The sequence below is a fragment of the Acinetobacter sp. TW_SC_4 genome, from assembly GCF_054861205.1.
The window spans coordinates 178396-196758 of the sequence record NZ_CM142174.1; the positions used below are offsets into that span (position 1 = coordinate 178396).

General features: G+C 42.7%; 17 protein-coding genes and 1 pseudogene. 7 read left to right on the top strand and 11 right to left on the bottom strand.

The features are described from left to right. Positions 1-33: 33 nt before the first annotated feature. A complete protein-coding gene (locus ACWM1W_RS00800; RefSeq protein ID WP_005233326.1) occupies positions 34-627 on the top strand; it encodes a hypothetical protein in 594 nt (197 codons plus the stop codon). 25 nt (positions 628-652) lie between these two features. Here the strand turns inward: ACWM1W_RS00800 and ACWM1W_RS00805 are convergent, their stop codons facing one another. Next, positions 653-1291 carry a DedA family protein gene (locus tag ACWM1W_RS00805; RefSeq protein WP_004780651.1) on the bottom strand — a complete coding sequence of 213 codons (639 nt, stop codon included), beginning with the start codon at positions 1289-1291 and terminating at the stop codon, positions 653-655. Between the two features lie 481 nt (positions 1292-1772). Here ACWM1W_RS00805 and guaA point away from each other — a divergent pair, with 481 nt between their 5' ends. Next, positions 1773-3341, top strand: a complete 1569-nt coding sequence (gene guaA / locus ACWM1W_RS00810) for a glutamine-hydrolyzing GMP synthase (RefSeq protein ID WP_005233328.1) — start codon at positions 1773-1775, stop codon at positions 3339-3341. Between the two features lie 94 nt (positions 3342-3435). Next, positions 3436-4368, top strand: coding sequence for a restriction endonuclease (locus ACWM1W_RS00815; protein ID WP_004780654.1), 933 nt, complete (start codon positions 3436-3438; stop codon positions 4366-4368). A 52-nt stretch (positions 4369-4420) separates the two neighbouring features. Here ACWM1W_RS00815 and ACWM1W_RS00820 read toward each other — a convergent pair whose 3' ends face one another. After that, positions 4421-5488, bottom strand: a complete 1068-nt coding sequence (locus tag ACWM1W_RS00820; RefSeq protein ID WP_395521834.1) for a GGDEF domain-containing protein — start codon at positions 5486-5488, stop codon at positions 4421-4423. A 315-nt stretch (positions 5489-5803) separates the two neighbouring features. Continuing rightward, entirely contained in the window at positions 5804-7156 is a 1353-nt protein-coding gene (locus ACWM1W_RS00825; RefSeq protein WP_005233341.1) for a GGDEF domain-containing protein, read from the bottom strand. A gap of 488 nt (positions 7157-7644) precedes the next feature. Between ACWM1W_RS00825 and ACWM1W_RS00830 the strand changes: the two genes are divergently transcribed. The 3 genes from ACWM1W_RS00830 (at position 7645) to ACWM1W_RS00840 (ending at position 9791) form a co-directional block, all read left to right on the top strand. Further along, complete coding sequence (locus ACWM1W_RS00830) at positions 7645-8592, top strand: pirin family protein (protein ID WP_005233343.1); 948 nt, start codon at positions 7645-7647, stop codon at positions 8590-8592. A 30-nt stretch (positions 8593-8622) separates the two neighbouring features. Next, positions 8623-9021, top strand: a complete 399-nt coding sequence (locus ACWM1W_RS00835; RefSeq protein WP_005233345.1) for an OsmC family protein — start codon at positions 8623-8625, stop codon at positions 9019-9021. A 119-nt stretch (positions 9022-9140) separates the two neighbouring features. Next, positions 9141-9791 carry a glutathione S-transferase gene (locus ACWM1W_RS00840; protein ID WP_004780664.1) on the top strand — a complete coding sequence of 217 codons (651 nt, stop codon included), beginning with the start codon at positions 9141-9143 and terminating at the stop codon, positions 9789-9791. Between the two features lie 53 nt (positions 9792-9844). Here the strand turns inward: ACWM1W_RS00840 and phoR are convergent, their stop codons facing one another. The 3 genes from phoR to ACWM1W_RS00855 all read right to left on the bottom strand — a co-directional run bounded on the left by phoR (position 9845) and on the right by ACWM1W_RS00855 (position 12852). After that, entirely contained in the window at positions 9845-11203 is a 1359-nt protein-coding gene (phoR, locus tag ACWM1W_RS00845) for a phosphate regulon sensor histidine kinase PhoR (RefSeq protein ID WP_005233347.1), read from the bottom strand. Positions 11204-11227: 24 nt separating this feature from the next. Next, positions 11228-11938, bottom strand: a complete 711-nt coding sequence (phoB, locus tag ACWM1W_RS00850; protein ID WP_375726009.1) for a phosphate regulon transcriptional regulator PhoB — start codon at positions 11936-11938, stop codon at positions 11228-11230. Between the two features lie 221 nt (positions 11939-12159). Continuing rightward, positions 12160-12852 (bottom strand): TetR/AcrR family transcriptional regulator, encoded by a 693-nt coding sequence (locus ACWM1W_RS00855; protein ID WP_005233348.1) that lies wholly within the window; start codon positions 12850-12852, stop codon positions 12160-12162. A 218-nt stretch (positions 12853-13070) separates the two neighbouring features. On the opposite strand from ACWM1W_RS00855, the gene ACWM1W_RS00860 reads away from it, so the two are divergent. Continuing rightward, positions 13071-13919, top strand: coding sequence for an SDR family NAD(P)-dependent oxidoreductase (locus tag ACWM1W_RS00860; protein WP_005233350.1), 849 nt, complete (start codon positions 13071-13073; stop codon positions 13917-13919). A gap of 133 nt (positions 13920-14052) precedes the next feature. Here ACWM1W_RS00860 and ACWM1W_RS00865 read toward each other — a convergent pair. The 5 genes and pseudogenes from ACWM1W_RS00865 to ACWM1W_RS00885 all read right to left on the bottom strand — a co-directional run bounded on the left by ACWM1W_RS00865 (position 14053) and on the right by ACWM1W_RS00885 (position 18348). Beyond that, a pseudogene (locus tag ACWM1W_RS00865) lies at positions 14053-14993 on the bottom strand (IS5 family transposase). Then, on the bottom strand, positions 14990-15271 hold the full coding sequence (locus tag ACWM1W_RS00870) for an LLM class flavin-dependent oxidoreductase (protein ID WP_228301765.1): 282 nt from the start codon (positions 15269-15271) through the stop codon (positions 14990-14992). Before ACWM1W_RS00870 ends, ACWM1W_RS00865 begins: the two are co-directional and overlap by 4 nt. 97 nt (positions 15272-15368) lie before the next feature. After that, positions 15369-15563 (bottom strand): hypothetical protein, encoded by a 195-nt coding sequence (locus ACWM1W_RS00875; RefSeq protein ID WP_005233364.1) that lies wholly within the window; start codon positions 15561-15563, stop codon positions 15369-15371. A 162-nt stretch (positions 15564-15725) separates the two neighbouring features. Further along, positions 15726-17090 carry an MATE family efflux transporter gene (locus ACWM1W_RS00880; RefSeq protein WP_214001821.1) on the bottom strand — a complete coding sequence of 455 codons (1365 nt, stop codon included), beginning with the start codon at positions 17088-17090 and terminating at the stop codon, positions 15726-15728. A gap of 103 nt (positions 17091-17193) precedes the next feature. After that, a complete protein-coding gene (locus tag ACWM1W_RS00885) occupies positions 17194-18348 on the bottom strand; it encodes a methionine aminotransferase (protein ID WP_375726265.1) in 1155 nt (384 codons plus the stop codon). Positions 18349-18363 lie beyond the last annotated feature (15 nt).

The following is an 18363-nucleotide window of genomic DNA, read 5'->3' on the forward strand; positions in this document are numbered from 1 at the left end:
AGGTAATCACCTTGTCTGATATGTTTAACTACCATGATTGAAAACTGGCTCTTTGTTTTTGCAACAATAGCAGTGCTGATGATCCCTGGACCTGCCAATGCATTGGTGGCCAGTTCTGCCTATCAGCAGGGAACAGCCAAAACCAGTCTGTATATTCCCGTCATTCTGGTAGGGTATTTATACGCGATCAATGGGTGGGCTCTGCTGGTCCATCTGTTTTCACCGATCTGGCCCAGTTTTCAGGAACTGGTGCATGTGCTGAGTGCAATTGGTGTGGGCTGGATGACCTTCCATTTATTCAAAGCACGGCAACTGGAACAATATAATCAGAGTCATCCTCAGATCCGTCCCTGGCAGATGTTTAAGGGAACCTTGAAAAATCCCAAAGCAGCGCTTCTGGCGACAGGGATATTGCCGCTGTCTACTTGGGAAAGTCCGAGTAACTTTGTTCTAGTCTTTGCGATTTTTACTGGGATTGCTTTGCTTGTTGCATTGTTCTGGATGATCTTTGGACAAGCGATTCTGGCGGGAGAGTCGGCAAAAAGAAAAGCCGACCTGATTTATAAAGGGTCGGCTCTGTTTTTACTGCTTTGCCTGGTGCCCTTGTTGATCAATTGGCTGGAATAAATTTTCAATCAATAATGCTAGGCTTTCAGGCGATTTTATTTTTCTTGAGTTTCTGCTGAATAAAGCCAATCACACCAGGCATGACACTTAAAATAATGATACCGAAAATCAGATGAGTGAAGTTGTCTTTGACGATTGGCATGTTGCCAAACAGATAACCTAGGATCACAAATGAACTGATCCAGAGAAAGCCACCGATTATATTGTAAGTCAGGAAATATTTGTAATTCATACTTCCCGCACCAGCAACAAAAGGTGCAAAGGTACGTGCAAAAGGAATGAAACGGGCAAAAATAATGGTTTTACCACCGTGTTTCACAAAGAACTGCTGGGTAGCAAGCAAATGCTTTTTATTAATAAAACGTGATTCAATCTCAAATACACGTGGCCCAATATATTTACCAATATGATAATTCAGGGTGTCGCCCAGCACTGCCGCAGTGAACAGTAGCGGAATCAGTACCCATGGATCCATTGCACCCGTTGAAGCCGCTAGTGCACCTGATGCAAATAACAGGCTGTCTCCCGGCAGGAATGGCATCACCACCAGTCCCGTTTCAACAAAAATAATCAGGAAAAGAATGCCATAAATCCAGATGCCGTAATTGGTAATGAATTCGAGCAGGTGATCATCAACGTGGAGGATAAAATCAAGCAGTTCCATAGGGAAAAAACAAGCAAAAAGGTGATCAAATCCTAACAGTCTGCGGCATGAAAGTCAGTACCGAACAGGAAAATAATTGCCCGCTCATCCCTGATGGGTGAATTAAAAATTTATCTTACAAATTGGCGGTAAATTCCTATAAAACAGGCTTAGCATGAAAATGTCATTAAAATAAAAATCAAAAGGTGGCTCCCATGTTTAACCCTAAACGCCATCCCAGTGAAGACCGTGATAGAGGTAAGCGAAATAAACCTTCAATAGCAACTTAACTGGCCGGTCTTAAAATATTGAAATCCAAATAGCGTAAATATATTGAATTCTGGGGAGAGAAGGGAAAGCTCTCCTGCTGAATCGAAAGCTTAATTCTATTTAAAAAAATAAACTGCTTAATTATTATGCGGATGGGAATAGTGTGCTTAAGCCTAATAAAAATGTTAGAATACGGCGCTTATCTTTCGTTTGCCTTTCATAGTTGTTTGTCATGACTACCAATACTCAAATTACTGAAGATCGTATCCTGATTCTGGATTTCGGTTCTCAATATAGTCAGCTCATCGCACGTCGTGTCCGTGAAGCTGGTGTATATTCTGAAATGTATGCCTATGACATGTCTGAAGAAGACATTCGCGCATTTAATCCAAACGGTATCATCTTGTCTGGTGGACCTGAAAGTGTTCACCTGGAAGGCAGCCCGCGTGCGCCGCAAGTGGTATTTGAGTTAGGTGTACCTGTACTGGGTATCTGTTATGGCTTGCAAACCATGTGTGAACAGCTTGGCGGTAAAGTTGAGCCAGGTACTGTACATGAGTTCGGTTATGCAGAAGTGGATATCGTGGTACGTGACCAGCTGATTGGTCAGCTGCAAGACCGTGAAAACCAGCTGCATGTCTGGATGAGTCATGGTGACAAGGTTGCACGTATTCCAGAAGGCTTCCAGGTGACTGCAAGCACACCAAGCTGTCCGATTGCCATGGTGTCTGATGAAACTCGCCGTTTCTATGGGATCCAGTTCCACCCTGAAGTGACACATACTTCGAAAGGTGCAGAATTACTGTCTAACTTCGTACACCAGATTTGTGGTTGTCGTGGTCTGTGGACACCAGAACATATTATTGACCTGCGTGTAGAACAGCTTCGTGAACAGATTGGCAATGAAAAAGTATTGTTAGGTCTTTCAGGTGGTGTGGATTCATCAGTTGTAGCTGCGCTTTTGCACAAAGCAATTGGCGATCAGTTGACTTGCGTATTTGTAGACAACGGTCTGCTTCGTTTGAACGAAGGCGATCAAGTGATGCAGATGTTTGCAGACAACATGGGGATCCGCGTGATCCGCGCTGATGCTGAAGACCGTTTCCTTTCTGCTTTGGCTGGCGAAGTTGATCCAGAGAAAAAACGTAAAATCATCGGTCGCGAATTTATCGAAGTCTTTGCTGAAGAAGCGCGTAAGCTCGATGGCGTAACCTTCCTTGCACAAGGTACGATTTATCCAGATGTGATTGAATCTGCTGCCAGCAAACAAGGTAAGGCACATGTCATCAAGTCGCATCACAACGTAGGTGGCTTGCCTGAAGATTTGGCATTTGACCTGGTTGAACCATTGCGTGACCTGTTTAAAGATGAAGTACGTAAATTGGGTACAACTCTAGGCTTGCCACACAGCATGATCTATCGTCATCCGTTCCCAGGTCCAGGCCTTGGTGTTCGTATTCTGGGTGAAGTGAAAAAAGAATATGCTGATATTCTTCGCCTTGCTGATGACATCTTCATGCAAGAACTTCGCGCAAGCGGCTGGTACGACAAAACTGCTCAAGCTTTTGCCGTATTCCAACCAGTGAAATCTGTGGGTGTGGTCGGTGATGGCCGTCGTTATGCATGGGTAATTGCACTTCGTGCAGTTGAAACCATCGACTTTATGACAGCGCGTTTTGCACATCTTCCATATGACCTGGTAGACCGTATTTCTACACGTATCATGAACGAAATTGCTGAAGTTTCTCGTGTGGTATATGACGTTTCATCTAAGCCACCAGCAACAATTGAATGGGAGTAATTTTCTAACGAAAATTACCTATAAAAAAAGAGCGCTTAGGCGCTCTTTTTTTCATTTATACTCAAGAAAAATTAATTCTTAAGCTAAAAAATATATGTCATTACCTACTTATGATCAGTTAATGCTGCCTTTGATGAAATTATTATCAGAAATAGAAGGGCCAATTAAAATTTCAGATGCCGCCAATATCCTAGCTGAGCGTTCTGGCTTACCTGAAGAAGATCTAAATAAGGTACTACCAAGTGGTAAAAATATATTTAAAGATCGAGTTGCTTGGGCAAAGACATACTTAGTCAAAGCAGGTTTAATTCATCAACCAAAACGAGCATATTGTGAAATTAGCGATTTAGGAAGAAAAATTGATTTAAAAAACTTAGAAGCAATAACTAATGAATTTTTAGCACAGTTTGATGGATTTATAGATTTTAAATTTGGAAAGAAAAACGAAGAGGGATTAGAGGTCGAAATTTTAAAAAATTTTGAAAACTCAAATAAATTGCAAGAAACACAAACACCTGAAGAAACAATTCAGACTACGACTGAATTATTAAGGTTCAATTTGAAAAGTGATTTACTTCAAATGGTAAAGGAAAAGTCTCCTTCATTTTTTGAGAGACTTGTTGTAGATCTGCTTGTTGCTATGGGCTACGGTGGTTCACATCAAGATGCAGCCCAAGCAATTGGTAAAACCAACGATGGTGGAATTGATGGAGTAATCAGTGAAGACCGATTAGGGTTAGATAAAATTTATATTCAAGCAAAACGTTGGGAAAATACAGTAGGACGTCCTGATATTCAGCAGTTTAAAGGAGCTTTGGCGGATCAGGTTGCCAAGAAAGGCGTATTTATTACTACTTCTAATTTTAGTAAAGAGGCAATTGAATCTGCAAAGAAGTCGGGAATTGTATTAATTGATGGTGATAAGTTAACGTCTTTAATGATTGAATTCGGTTTAGGCGTACAAATAGAACGTAGTTTTCATATCTATAAAATTGATCAAGATCGTTTTGATGAAGATAATTTTTAACTCATAAAAAAGAGCGCTTCGGCGCTCTTTTTTATTATTTTTCAAATGACATTTAAGCCGGTTTAACCTGCCAGTTTTGAAGTTCTCCAAGCAAACCTTGGTCAAGTTCAGGATCATAACACTCGACTCGGTTCCGACCATTGGCTTTAGCCTGATACAGGGCAATATCAGCCTGTTTAATCAGCGCCATTAAATCCGTTTCACTACTTTCCAGAATGGCTGCACCAATTGAAACGGTGAAATCGAGACGATGCCCATGTTCCAGATTGACCATAATATTCTCGATTTTGTGTCTTAAACGCTCGGCAATTTTGAGTGCATTATCTAGTGAAGTTTCAATAAGGCATGCGATAAATTCTTCACCCCCATAGCGTGCCAGCACATCATGGCGTCGCATTTCATTGCATGTGGTTTGAGCAATCATCTTGAGCACCTGATCTCCAACATCATGTCCATAACGGTCATTGATCTGCTTGAAATGATCGACATCAAAAACCAGCAAACTGATTGGAGCAGGCTGTTTAAGATTGTTTTGGATCAGCTGTTGTACCAGATATGCGAAACAGCGTCTATTATTCAGACCTGTCAGCGAGTCAGTATGGGGGAAATTTTCAAAAGTCTGACGATGATATTCATTCAAGGTATGTTGCAGGAATACCAAACGGGATTTTAGTGTAGAGCTCCAACTGATATATAAACTGAAGGTCAATACCGGCATATAGATCAGGGAAAACAAGAACATCTGATACAGATTAGCTTGGGTATTGAAATACACACCAATATAAATTACCAATGTAATCAGACCGGAATTAATCAGACTAGGCCAGAGGCGGATCTGCATACATAAATTGGCCAGGACAATAAAGACCAGTGAAGCATATTGATAAATGAGTGTATGCGGACTTTCAGACTGATTCAGATTAAAAAACCAGATTGCACTTGCTCCGATAATCGAGGTCGGCAACAGCAGGTCAAATACAGGCAAATTCCGGTAAAAATGATACATCCAGATGGTAATCAGCACGATCACCAAGGTATAGCCTAGCTTGGTCAGAATGAGCAAATTCATAATGTCATTCAGTACCAGGATATCGGCAAGGGTATAGGAGGCATATGCCACCTGTGCAAATAGGTTTACCTACAACAAATATTTTAGAGTGAGCTGTTTCTGATGGTTAAAGTAGGCAGGTTTTAAAGACCCAAGAATACGAACAAGAGGATCGTGAAGGGCATCCTGAAGCAGGAGGCGAGCTTCTTCTTGATATTTATCTGGCATGCAGCCTTCCCACATTAAATCCAAAGAAATGAATAAGATGAATATTTATATTTGTATGAAAAATATTCTATTCTTTTAGGAATTATTTGAAAAGCATCACAAACAAATTTAGGCCTAATTCTTAAATTCTTGTCTAATAATCTTGATTTTGCTATCAGGTTACAAAGCAGACCAAGACTGTTTCGCTTTATGATGAGTGCCAGCCTGCTCCTGTTTATTCAGTGGTTTAAATACATTCCAGGGATTTGGAGAGAGCGGTTTAGTCGGTTGCAGCATATTAGGATGATAGACCCGAATCCGATTTCGTCCTGCTTTTTTGGCTTCGTAAAGCGCAATATCCGCATGCTTAATCAGGTCTTCAAGTTCCTGTTGTGGAGATTCAAGTTCAGCAATACCGATAGAAATCGTGAACTGGATTTTCTGGTCAGAATTGATGTACATCACCTGCTTTTGAATCGAGCAGCGAATCCGTTCTGCAATCATCAGGCAATCCTGTAGCTGGGTATCTTCCAGCAAGGCAATAAATTCTTCTCCACCAAAACGTGCCAGTACATCACTAGAACGCATTTCTTTACGGGTAATTTCAGCAATCAGTTGTAGCACCCGGTCACCCACATCATGACCATAATTGTCATTGATTTTCTTGAAATAATCGACATCAAACATCAATAGGCAGGTGCTGGCAGGCTTTGGCCATTGATGGATTGAACGTTCCGCCATATCCACAAAATGACGACGATTAAATAACTGCGTCAGATCATCAGTATGAGCAAGATTTTTTAAGGTTTGATAGTTCCATTCATCCAGCAAAGTGCGTAGAAAAGAGCGCCGTATGTTGATGATATTATTCCAGTTGATATAAATACTAAACGCCCAGAGAGGTGTGAAAACAACGGTGAAAATAAAGGCCTGCGATAGACTCATGAGATGAGTCACTCCAATCATGATAAACAAGGCGATAAAAATGGAACAATACAAGGCACTCTTAAACTCAGTCTGTACACAGAGGTTGGTAATTAAAATAAAGATCGCAGAAGCATAGATATAAGTCGACACATGCGGGCTGCTCGACAGCAGGAGCAGGCCAATCCAGGTCGCTGCAGCCACAGTCGTGCCCACAGGCAAAATCATGTCCAGAACCCGGATATTCTTTTGATGCTTAAACAGGTAATAGCAGCAAAACATGACAGCAATGACCAGTGATACCCGGATCAGGCCAGACAGGAAAAACATGTCAGGAATAATAAAAATATCGGCAAAGAAATACAGCAAAAAGGCGATCTGCGCCATGTAATTAATCTGGCGAAGATTTTGATGACGATGCAAATAAAGATAGTTATAAAAGTACTGCTGGAATTGCGCAGGAATATGTGCAGCGCGATGTACAAGCGCATCTTCAATTAACTGGCGATTTTGCAGATCACATTCGGCCAACTTTAATGATCTATCCGTGGTCGAGTTTTGAAAAGACATATTCGCCGTTGAATATATATTTTCATTCGAGGATGACATGTCCTGATCCAATCTTATTTTTATTGGGCCCTATTATGAACCAAATGAATAAAAAACAATCTCCCTAGAATTAGGGGGTAGCACAATTTTTAAAAAGAAAACGTAACAAAATTTTTGTTTTTGTGAACATAAAGCTAGACGGATCACATTTTTATAGATTGCTGATTTTAAAAGTTTATATAAATAAAAATAAGCGTTTCACGTGAAACATGAGCAGGATGAATAAGTTGATTTAAACGAGATAATGCTGATTACTTGAATGATTATATAATTCATCACCAAGAACTTGATTACAGTCTTTGGAAGACTGAAGCCTTTAAGTATTTGAACTGTTCTGATGAGTAGCACATTTTATACGTATCGAAATATTTCTAAAGATAAATTTTGCGGGTAGACGCGGTACATTGTTCTATGAGGTAGACATCTTGTGATGATCAGGGAAAGATGTCTTGATACAGCAGAATGAACTTGCCGAGGTCAGCTCAACCATGTCGAATAATAATGATATTGAACTGTCAAATTCAGATGATTGTGAAAAGTATATCAATCAGTTCATACAGGAAGTTCCTTTACGGCGTGCGGAAATCGGGCAGGGAACCGTCATTAAACGCGCCTTGCCGAGTCGGCATAAACGCATGATTGGCGCCTGGTGTTTTCTGGATCATGCCGGTCCCACTCAATTTCCTCAGGGAGATGGTCTGGATATCGGACCGCATCCGCATATTGGCCTGCAAACATTTACCTGGATGATTGAAGGCACCATGATGCATAGTGACAGTCTGGGTAACCGGCAATTGATCCGGCCGAAACAGGTTAATCTGATGACTTCAGGCTATGGCATTTCGCATACAGAGGTTTCACCGGAAACTGAAACCAAAATGCATGCAGCACAGCTCTGGATCGCCCTGCCTGATGACAAGATCAATATGGCTCCGGCGTTTGATCATTATCCGGAATTACCTGTGATCGAAGAACAGGGCATTCAATGTACGGTCCTGGTCGGGGAATTTCTGGATACACTATCACCAGTTAAGGTTCATACCGAACTTTTGGGGGTGGATCTATTCGCTGCTGAAAGTACCCGTGCCCGTCTGAGTTTAGATCCAAGATTTGAATATGGTTTTATGGCCCTTGAGGGGCTGGCAAGTATTAATGGGCATGAACTGACTGAAGATAATATGGTGATTCTTGAACCCGGATTACAGCATGTGGATGTTGAAATTCATGCGGGTGGGCGAATCTTGCTGATTGGTGGAGAGCCATTTGAAAGCCCTATTTTATTGTGGTGGAATCTGGTGGGTCGTGATGTGGAAGAACTGAAGCTGGCCCGTGAACAGTGGATGATGGAACACCCGCGTTTTGGCACCATTCCAAGCTATGATGGCCCACGTATGGAAGCACCGGCATTTCCGGAACATATGCGAGCTTCTAAATAGTTTTCATAATTATAAGAACAAAGGATCAGTATGGCCCGAATCGCAATTGCCAAAATACAGAGCTTAACCATACCGTGGCAGGGAGAAATCAGTCATGGCCAGCATCATTACCTGACCGATAAACCTGAATCCTTCGGCGGGCAGGATGCAGGTCCTGCACCTTATGATCTGCTTTTAGGCAGTCTGATCTCTTGCACCATGATTACTTTGCGCATGTATGCCAAGCATAAGAATATTGAACTGGGCGACTTTCAGGTTGAAGCAGAATTTTTTGCTAATAAAGAAGGGCAGGAATGGATTGAACGACGCTTAAGTTTTGATACTGTTCATGATTCGGCTTTGCAGCAGAAAATTCTGGAGATTTGTGCCAAAACCCCGGTGACCAAAACCCTGTTACGCAGTCTGGAGATTCCCACTAGCCTGATTTAAGCTAAAGAGGGTACGCTATATCCGGTAGGGAAAATGTAAGTAGACTAATAAACTCTTTAATCAGATCTGGACTTTTTGCTATGCTCACGCAGTAATAACAATAAAATCATGAGTCTAATATGCGTGTTTTACATCATCTCGAACAATCAAGATCATTTCGAATCATGTGGGCCTTGGAAGAGCTGGAACTTGATTATGAGATCAAGTATTACAAACGCCTGCCAAACTATTCTGCTCCGCCTTCTTTGAAACAGGTTCATCCTCTGGGTAAAGCCCCGATTCTGGAAGATCAGAATCTGGTACTGGCTGAGTCTGCCGCCATTCTGGAGTATCTCCAAGAAACCTATGATTCGACCCATCAGTTTCAGCCGATCAGTGCCGAGAACAAGGCGCAATACCGTTATTGGATGCATTATGCAGAAGGGTCTTTGATGCCTTTGCTGGTCATGCAACTGGTGATGACCAAAGTTCCTGAGCAAGTGCCATTTTTAGTTCGTCCGGTTGCTAAAACAATTTGTGAAGGAGTGAAAAAGCAGTTTGTACAAAGCCGTCTAAAAGACCATATCCAGTTTCTGGAAGATCATTTAAGCCAGCATGAATATTTTGCCGGGCGTTTCAGTTTTGCGGATATTCAGATGAGCTTCCCACTCGAAGCCATGCAAAGCCGTACTGGTAAAAGTTATCCGGCGATTCAAGCCTATCTGGAACGGATCTCGCATCGAGCAGCTTATTTCCGGGCCTTATCCAAAGAGCAGGCATTAAAGTCTTAAAACCTTCGCTAAAAAAGAAAAGGTGCGACTTGCACCTTTTTTTTATTTTTGAATCAGTCTGGGAAACTGAGACGTTCTTTAGGGAAAATCACTTTAAAGGTGGATCCCTGATTTTCACGGGAGTCAATTTCGAGCTGGGCCTGATGTTGCATCAGTACATGCTTCACAATTGCCAGACCCAGGCCTGTGCCACCAGTACGGCGGCTACGGTCAGAATCTACCCGGTAGAAACGTTCGGTCAAACGTGGCAAGTGTTTAGGATCAATCCCAATCCCGGTATCTTCTACGACAAAATAAGCCGATTCACCATCATCATGCCAGCCCATGGTCACGGTTCCACCTTTAGGCGTGTACTTGATGGCATTGGTAATCAGGTTACTGAAGGCACTGGCAATTTCCATATCTGAGCCGATTAGGTCACAGTGACTGTCAATGTCCAGATTTAGGGTATGGCCATAATCCACGTTATAGGCTTGCGCATCATCAAACAGCTGGTTCATCAGATTCGGCATGTCAATAATCTGGTTCTTGGCAATATTCTTGTCATTTTCCAGACGGGATAGCAGTAACAGGTCATTCACCAGTGCATTCATGCGACGGGTCTGAGACTGCATCTGGTCAAAGGCGCGTTTCCAGCGCGGGCTAATATCTTCCTGATCGGTAAAGGTTTCGATATAGCCGCTGAGCACAGTTAAAGGTGTACGCAGTTCGTGCGAAATATTATCGACGAAGTCCTTACGCATCTGTTCCAGATTATGCATCCGGGTCACATCATAAGCGACCAGTAAGCGGCTTTCACCGCCAAAACGGGTCATTTTGATTTGCACATAATGATCTTCGAATATCGAAGACTTCATTTTAAGACCATCAGGTGCATCATCAATATGATGATAGTAATCAATGAAATTTGGCTGACGTAACAAACTCAGGATATTACGGCCGCGATCTTCCTGACCAATCCCTAGTAAACGTCCTGCCGCTGGATTCCACCATTCAATCTGCTGGTTTTCATCAATCAGCACTACAGCTTCTTGAAGGGCGACTAGCGAGGATTGTGCACGGTCAATCAGCTCGACCATTTCAGCCTGAACAACGCGTTCCTGACGCTGGGCCCGATAAACATTGAACAGTAAAGCGCCCCAGATTCCGTTGATATTTGGCGGTACATCATAGGGACGGTTCGAGATCCATTCATTGACCAGGTAGAGTGAACGCAACTGTGTACCAAAGAAGGCAACAAAGGCCAGAACGATACAGATCCAGAAATAACCGATGCCTAGGCCAATACAACTGGCAATTACCAGGAAGAGAAGAAGGAGACGTAAATCTTGCTTGGCAAAATCCCATAAGCTGCTGTAACGAAATCTTTTGTGCTCGTGTGACAGTTCGGGAACAGGATAGGGCTCATACATAAAACGAGATTTACCTAAAAACAATTAACCGAGTGCAACATCGACACGGGTCGAGAAACGGTAACCGGTGCCACGCACAGTTTGTACATAGCGGTCAGCGCCATAAGGTTCGAGTACCTTGCGCAGGCGACGGATATGCACATCAATGGTCCGGTCTTCAATATAGACGTTGCCACCCCAAACCTGATCCAGCAACTGCGCACGGGTATAAGCACGTTCCGGATGGGTCATGAAAAATGCCAAGAGACGATATTCAGTGGGTCCCATGTCCAGTATAGTATTGCCAAAATTCACACGCTTACTGACTGGATCTAATACCAATCCATTAGCATCAATGGATTTTTCACCACTGAGGGCATTGGAGCGACGTAAAACAGCTTTAATACGTGAAACCAGCTCACGGGTCGAAAACGGCTTGGTCATATAGTCATCGGCACCGGCGTCCAGTCCCTGAACTTTATGATCTTCTTCACCACGCGCAGTCAGCATGATGACAGGAATTTCGGACAGGTTTTCATCACGTTTCAAACGACGACATAGATCGACACCATTGACGCCACCCGGCATCATCCAGTCCAGCAAAATCAATGCTGGACGCTGGTCCACAATCATTTGATGAGCCTGCTTGGCATCTTCTGCCTGTAAACATTGAAAGCCTGCCATATCCAGAGAAGTGTGGATCATTTCACGAATCGGCAGTTCATCATCAACAATTAGAATGTAGTCATCTTTCACAGCGCAATACCCTATTTCATGCAAACGGTGGACCGTTTTATATTTATGACAGGCTTATTACAAAGATTAATTATGACAGTATCATTGCAGAATAGGTAGTTCTGGAACTTTTTGCAAAGATTTGTCACAATTTAAGCTGTTATTTTATAAGAGGGTCTTAATTCAAAATATTGTAGATCACTTACAAGTAAATTTATCTGGAACTTATCTTGATTTAAAAATTATTTAACCGGATCCGCTGGTTTTTCTGTACCCAAAGTGTCTAATAAAGCAAAGAACACCAGACTACAGGAAGACAGAATTTCTTCCAGTGACTGTTTAAAGCCGCTCATGACCCAGCGAATCGCAATCTGGGTGACATAACCATTAAGTCCGGTCGAGACCAGGGAAATCTCTCGTTCAGAACGATTCAGGTTTGGCATCATCAGCATGACAAAGGTCTGAATCATACGGTCGAAACGTCCCATGGTTTCATGAATCGTAGCCTGATTATGCAGTTCCTGAACGAGCATGGCATCGATATAAATAATTCGTGCCATACCCGGATTGTCACGTAAGGTCGTTAGCAAGGCAGTCAGACCGGCTTCGATCATTTTCTTTGGATCAGAAGAGGCTTGCATCATGGCCTGCATGACATTCTGCTGTAACTGGTCAATTAGCTTGAGGAAAATGGTCTGGAACAGATGTTCGCTTTTCTTAAAGGATTCATAAAAATAACGTTCAGTCAGTTTGGCTTCGTTACAGATATCCTTCACTGTGACTGAAAAGAAACCATGACGACCATAAGCTTCAATCCCGGCCTCAATTAGCTTTTCACGACGCGCCTGCTGACGCTCAGCCATAGAAAGTCCTTTAAACTGGCGTTCCTTACTTTTACTCGCTAGTTTTTGTCCTGAATTTACTGCATCCGTCATAAAGACCATAGACTCATGTGCTTGAGATTTTAAGTATCTTATCAATAAATCCGGCTTTGACCTATGCTGAAATTCAAACCTGAAAATTGGCCCGTAGAGACATGCTGGAATTATTGACAATAAGGATTGTCAAAACTATATTGAAACGGTGTGCTGTATTCCTATGCGACAGAAAACAGGCTGTCATGGAAGGGCAGTGTTTTAATCAAGGAAATTCAATGAAAAATTTTAATAATAAAGTCGCGGCCATTACTGGTGCAGGTTCAGGTATCGGTCAACAACTTGCGGTGCTTTTAGCAAAGCAGGGCTGTCATTTAGCACTCAGTGATGTGAATGAACAAGGCCTGGCTAAAACCGTTGAGCTGCTAAAAGGTACTGATGTTCGTGTCACAACCAAAAAAGTCAATGTGGCTAATCTGGAAGAAATGCACGCTTGGGCCGCCGAGGTCGAGAAAGATCATGGCAGCGTGAATATGATCTTTAACAATGCTGGTGTAGCTCTTAGTTCTACCGTAGAAGGTGCTAGCTATGAAGAGCTGGAATGGATCGTCGGGATTAACTTCTGGGGTGTAGTTTATGGCACCAAAGAGTTTCTGCCTTTAATCAAGAAAACCGGTGATGGTCATGTCATCAATATTTCCAGCCTGTTTGGTTTAACTGCCCAGCCAACCCAGTCTGCTTATAATGCCACTAAATTCGCTGTGCGTGGTTTTACCGAATCCTTGCGTCAGGAACTGGATATGGAAAACTGCGGCGTAAGCGCACTCTGTGTACACCCAGGCGGAATCCGCACCAATATCGCCATTGCAGCGAAAATGAATGACAGCATTCGTAGTCTGGGAATGCATCCGGAAAAATCTGTACAGAATTTCAATAAGCTGCTGCGTTGCCCACCGGAAGAAGCAGCCCGTCAAATTTTGGACGCGGTACAAAAAGACAAACGCCGTCTGCTGATTGGAAATGATGCCAAAACGATTGATTTAATTCAGCGCCTCATGCCAACTGGCTATCAGAAAGTCACGGCTTTAGCTACCCGCCTCGGCAAGCAGAAGAAAAAGTCAGCTTAAAACACTCTGATCAAAGCCCGCGTAAGCGGGTTTTTTTATGCCCGAAAACTTAAGCAGCTAAAGTATTTTATAAATCAAAAAGGCTTTGTTGCACAAAGATTTAAAAGACAGCACCTGCTTATCTGAACAGAACTCAAGTGACAACTTGGGTATGAGGACGACCTAATTCTGTAAATCTGTTTAATACTGCTATGCGTGCATGAATCTCATTGACCTGACTAGGAAAACTCCTTGCTGTTAATTTATCGCCTAATCATTTGATGCAATGCATCTTGGTTTCGACCAAACTTCGACGAAGATAACCAGACCATTTTTTCCAAATAGTTCTTCCTAAACGTTTCACTGTTTTTAATAATTCATTCCGCTCTAAAGATCTCAATTTCTGATCTTTCCATGGTTTTGCATTTTTTCTTGGTGGAATGACCGCATGCGCTTGCCGATCTGCAATGACCTGACGGCATTGCTTGGTGTCATAAGAGCCTTCAGTATAAACAGAGTCAATCCGCTCATCTTGTGGAGTTTGATCAAGTAAATCACCAAGCACCTGTGAATCACTGACATTATTGGTTGTAAGCTGAACTGCTCGTATTTGCAAGGTGTCGGCATCAATACCAATATGAAGCTTACGCCATTGGCGACGATATTCAGGTCCATGTTTCTTACGTTTCCATTCACCTTCACCTAGAAACTTCAAACCAGTTGAGTCTACGAGTAGATGTAGCCCATCGCTACTTTTTTGATAGCTAATCGCAATATCAATATGTTTTTGTCTTCGACAAAGCGTGCTGTACGAATATCGCTGATATTCGGAGCAGCTCATTTACACAGTTTAATCAAACTTTGAACAAAACCTGTGACCATGCGTAAAGAGAGTTTGAATAGAGATTTGATCATTAAACAGCATTGAGTAGCGGTATCAGAGTAAGTTTGATTTCGACCTTGCTTGCCTTGTGGTTGTGCATACCACTGAGTGTTTGGATCAAACCAAAGGGAAATATTACCTCGGTTAATGAGGGCACGATTGTAGGAAGACCAGTTAGTTGTACGATAGATTTTAGGAGCAGGTTTATTCATATTGAAATTATAGGACTGAATAATCTTTCTAGGCTAGGTTTATGCAACAAAGCCGCCACAAAGACAGAAACCCCCGGCATTACTTTTAGATCATCCGGATGACGGCCATATTTAGCCAGGCGCCCTTTGACATCACGGTAGAAGGCTCGAGCATCAGCTAAACTTTGCTGGGCGGTAAAAATCACTTCGGCATATTTGGCGGCCAGTTCACGTCCATCTTCAGACTGACCTGCCTGAACAATCACTGGATAGCCCTGTGGCGGACGAGGGACATTCAGTGCACCTTGGACATTAAAATATTTGCCACTATGAAGTGGTTCGTACTGTTTAGATGCATCAAAGAAATGACCGTTTTCTTTGTCATAGAGGAATGCATCATCTTCCTAGGAGTCCCAGACCATCTGCAAGGAAATAAGCATCAAACAGGCCGCGTTCAGCAGTTTTCGCCAATTCAATCGCATAATCGATGCTTAAATGCTCCTGAGGACGAGATTCAGGATGGCACCAACCTGCCGCATGTTGCGAAGTCGTTGGAATAAAAGCACCCAGTTTAATTTGTCGTTTAGCCATGAGAAGACCTTGTGTTTTTATACAATACACTGCTTATAACAAGGATCTTCATGGCTGAAAAATATAATAAAAATGAATCCATATAAAAAATATGGATTAAGCAGGAAATACGCTATTTAGAGGTGCTTTGCTAAGGTTTATCCAGTAGTCCAAGCTGGAAGATTAAACCAGTGCCTCGATGGTTTTTTTCTTCCAGATAAACTGGTAATACAAGCCTTGCATAATACAAAGACAGACAAATGCCAAGGCATAACCATACCAAATCCCTTGTAAACCCCACCAGCGGCTGAACATATAGGCAGCTGGTACTTCAATGCCAATAATGGCAATGATATTGATCAACATCGGGACTGTCACTGTGCCACTGGCCCGCATGATCGAAGCAAAAATTGCGCTAGCACCAAAGAACAGAATCGACCATAAGACAATGAAGAGAAGTTGCTGACCTAGGACCACGACCTGCGGGTCAGTGATAAACAAAGCCATGAGATATTTAGAAAACAGATAAGCTAGAATTACCAGACTACCTGTGAACAAGATATTCATACTTAAGGCAGTTCGAGTCACTTTATTGAGCAAATCATTTTTACCAGCACCAATGGCCTGTGCCCCAAAGACTGAAGCTGCAATGGCAATAGAAAGAGCAGGGAACTGAATATAATTCAGTACCTGATTCACGGCACCATAGGCCGCCGTCGCTTCTGCACCATAACGGTTGACCAGACCCACAATGACCAGACCAGCGACTGAAGTTGTGACCATTTGAACCCCGGTTGGAATACCTAAGCGCAGGATAATCTTGCTGAGCTGGGGCTGATGACGAATATCTTTGATTAAAGCCCAGTCTGGTTTTAGAGGGTGACGTTTATAATTTAAATAGAGAATAAGAAATAACAGTACAGCCAAGTTACCCAGAATGGTTGCAATTGCTGGAGAGATGATCCCCATCTTAGGAAAACCAAAATAACCCGCGATCAGGACCGGTGTCACTACCAAGCCTACACCAATCGTTAGGGCAGAGGCAAACAGTGGCGTAGTACTGTCTCCAACCCCGCGTAAAATTGAAGTATAAATAATATAAATAAAAATCAGAGGACTACCAGCCAGCATCCATTGTACATAAGGTAAAGACAGGTGCATCACATCCGGATCTGTACCTAATAATTGCAAGATATTTTCAGCAAAAAATACACCCAATAGGGCAATCAGGCTGCCACCAATCAACGTCATAAACAGGGTAGAGCCAACTACACAGCGCACTTTTTCAAGATTTCTGGCACCCCAAGCTTGTCCTACCAGAACCGTAGAACCTGCAGAGAGACCAATCACAAAGGCCATCAGACAGAACAGAATCGGGAAAAATACTGCAACTGCAGCAATCGCTTGCACGCCCAACATTTGCCCCACAAAAACAGTATTAATCGTACCGGACAGGCTTTGCAGGATGTTGGTAACCACCAGCGGTAACAGGAAAATAAAAAATGTTTTCCATAAATTCTGCTGGTGAACCAATGCTTGCTGTGCCATATGACATCCTGTTCTTGATTTTTCATATATTTATCAGGACTAAATTATCCTTGATCCGCATCAAGAACGCCTTAGCTTTTCAGTAACCAATAAGTCTATTTTTTTAAACTTTGGAAAGAATATGTGCTGCTTCTATCAAGGTTTCATCTTTTTTGGCAAAGCAGAAGCGTAATAAGTGTAAATCTTTAGGCGGCTCCTGATAAAACGCTGATACCGGAATCGCCACAACACCGTGTTGTTTCGCCAGATAATGGCACATCGACAGTGCATCCAGATCAGGACGAATTTCACTGTAATCCAGATTCTGGAAATAGGTGCCTTGTGATGGCGTCCAGTGAAAACGGGAGTCTGTCAGTGCATGATTAAACAAATCCCGTTTGGCCTGATAAAAACCGGACAGCTCATGGATATGTTCAGAATGTAGCTGCATATATTCAGTCAAAGCCACCTGAATTGGCGTTACACCACAGAAGCTGACAAACTGGTAAATCTGTCTGAACATCTGCATTAAGGCTGGTGGTGCAACACAGAAACCGGTTTTCCAGCCGGTCACATGAAAGGTTTTACCAAAAGAACCAATCACAAAACTGCGTTCACGGAGTTCCGGAAATGATGCTGCAGAATGATGACGAACTTCATCAAATACCAGATGTTCATAGACTTCATCGGACAGAACCACGATATTACGATCACAAATCAGTTCAATCAGCTGCTGCCAGTCTTGCTCTGTCCATACCGTTCCGGTGGGATTATGCGGTGTATTCACTACAATCATGCGGGTACGGTCATTGATTGCATCTTTGACCTTATTCCAGTCCACAGAAAAACCAGGATATTCTAGAGCGATATGTACCGGTTTGGCACCGACCAGCTTCACGCTTGGCGCATAGCTGTCATAACTGGGATCAAAAATAATGACTTCTTCACCTGCTCGTACCGTTGCCTGAATTGCACAGAAGATTGCAATCGTTGCACCAGAAGTAATGGTGATTTCATCTATCGGATCTAGAGTGAGCCGGTCACGGTGCTGATAAAGATCAGCGACCAGCCCACGTAATACTGGTAAACCATCACCCGGTGCATATTGATTAAAACCATTTTCAACCGCCCGACTGAGGGCTTCAATCAATTGTGGTGGAGCAGGAAAATCTGGAAAACCTTGTGACAGGTTAATTGCCCCGAGTTTTTGTGCCAAGGCCGACATAGTACTAAAAATAGTAACGCCCAGATTGGGAAGTTTAGAATGTAACTCAAGCATGTCCTTGGCCTCTGG

What these genes read in the sequence shown, in the direction of transcription:
- ACWM1W_RS00800 (WP_005233326.1), top strand. Translation starts at nt 34, where the DNA reads ATGATTGAAAACTGGCTCTTTGTTTTTGCAACAATAGCAGTGCTGATG.
- ACWM1W_RS00805 (WP_004780651.1), bottom strand. Translation starts at nt 1,291, where the DNA reads ATGGAACTGCTTGATTTTATCCTCCACGTTGATGATCACCTGCTCGAA.
- guaA (WP_005233328.1), top strand. Translation starts at nt 1,773, where the DNA reads ATGACTACCAATACTCAAATTACTGAAGATCGTATCCTGATTCTGGAT.
- ACWM1W_RS00815 (WP_004780654.1), top strand. Translation starts at nt 3,436, where the DNA reads ATGTCATTACCTACTTATGATCAGTTAATGCTGCCTTTGATGAAATTA.
- ACWM1W_RS00825 (WP_005233341.1), bottom strand. Translation starts at nt 7,156, where the DNA reads ATGTCATCCTCGAATGAAAATATATATTCAACGGCGAATATGTCTTTT.
- ACWM1W_RS00830 (WP_005233343.1), top strand. Translation starts at nt 7,645, where the DNA reads ATGTCGAATAATAATGATATTGAACTGTCAAATTCAGATGATTGTGAA.
- ACWM1W_RS00835 (WP_005233345.1), top strand. Translation starts at nt 8,623, where the DNA reads ATGGCCCGAATCGCAATTGCCAAAATACAGAGCTTAACCATACCGTGG.
- ACWM1W_RS00840 (WP_004780664.1), top strand. Translation starts at nt 9,141, where the DNA reads ATGCGTGTTTTACATCATCTCGAACAATCAAGATCATTTCGAATCATG.
- phoR (WP_005233347.1), bottom strand. Translation starts at nt 11,203, where the DNA reads ATGTATGAGCCCTATCCTGTTCCCGAACTGTCACACGAGCACAAAAGA.
- ACWM1W_RS00855 (WP_005233348.1), bottom strand. Translation starts at nt 12,852, where the DNA reads ATGACGGATGCAGTAAATTCAGGACAAAAACTAGCGAGTAAAAGTAAG.
- ACWM1W_RS00860 (WP_005233350.1), top strand. Translation starts at nt 13,071, where the DNA reads ATGAAAAATTTTAATAATAAAGTCGCGGCCATTACTGGTGCAGGTTCA.
- ACWM1W_RS00875 (WP_005233364.1), bottom strand. Translation starts at nt 15,563, where the DNA reads ATGGCTAAACGACAAATTAAACTGGGTGCTTTTATTCCAACGACTTCG.
- ACWM1W_RS00880 (WP_214001821.1), bottom strand. Translation starts at nt 17,090, where the DNA reads ATGGCACAGCAAGCATTGGTTCACCAGCAGAATTTATGGAAAACATTT.
- ACWM1W_RS00885 (WP_375726265.1), bottom strand. Translation starts at nt 18,348, where the DNA reads ATGCTTGAGTTACATTCTAAACTTCCCAATCTGGGCGTTACTATTTTT.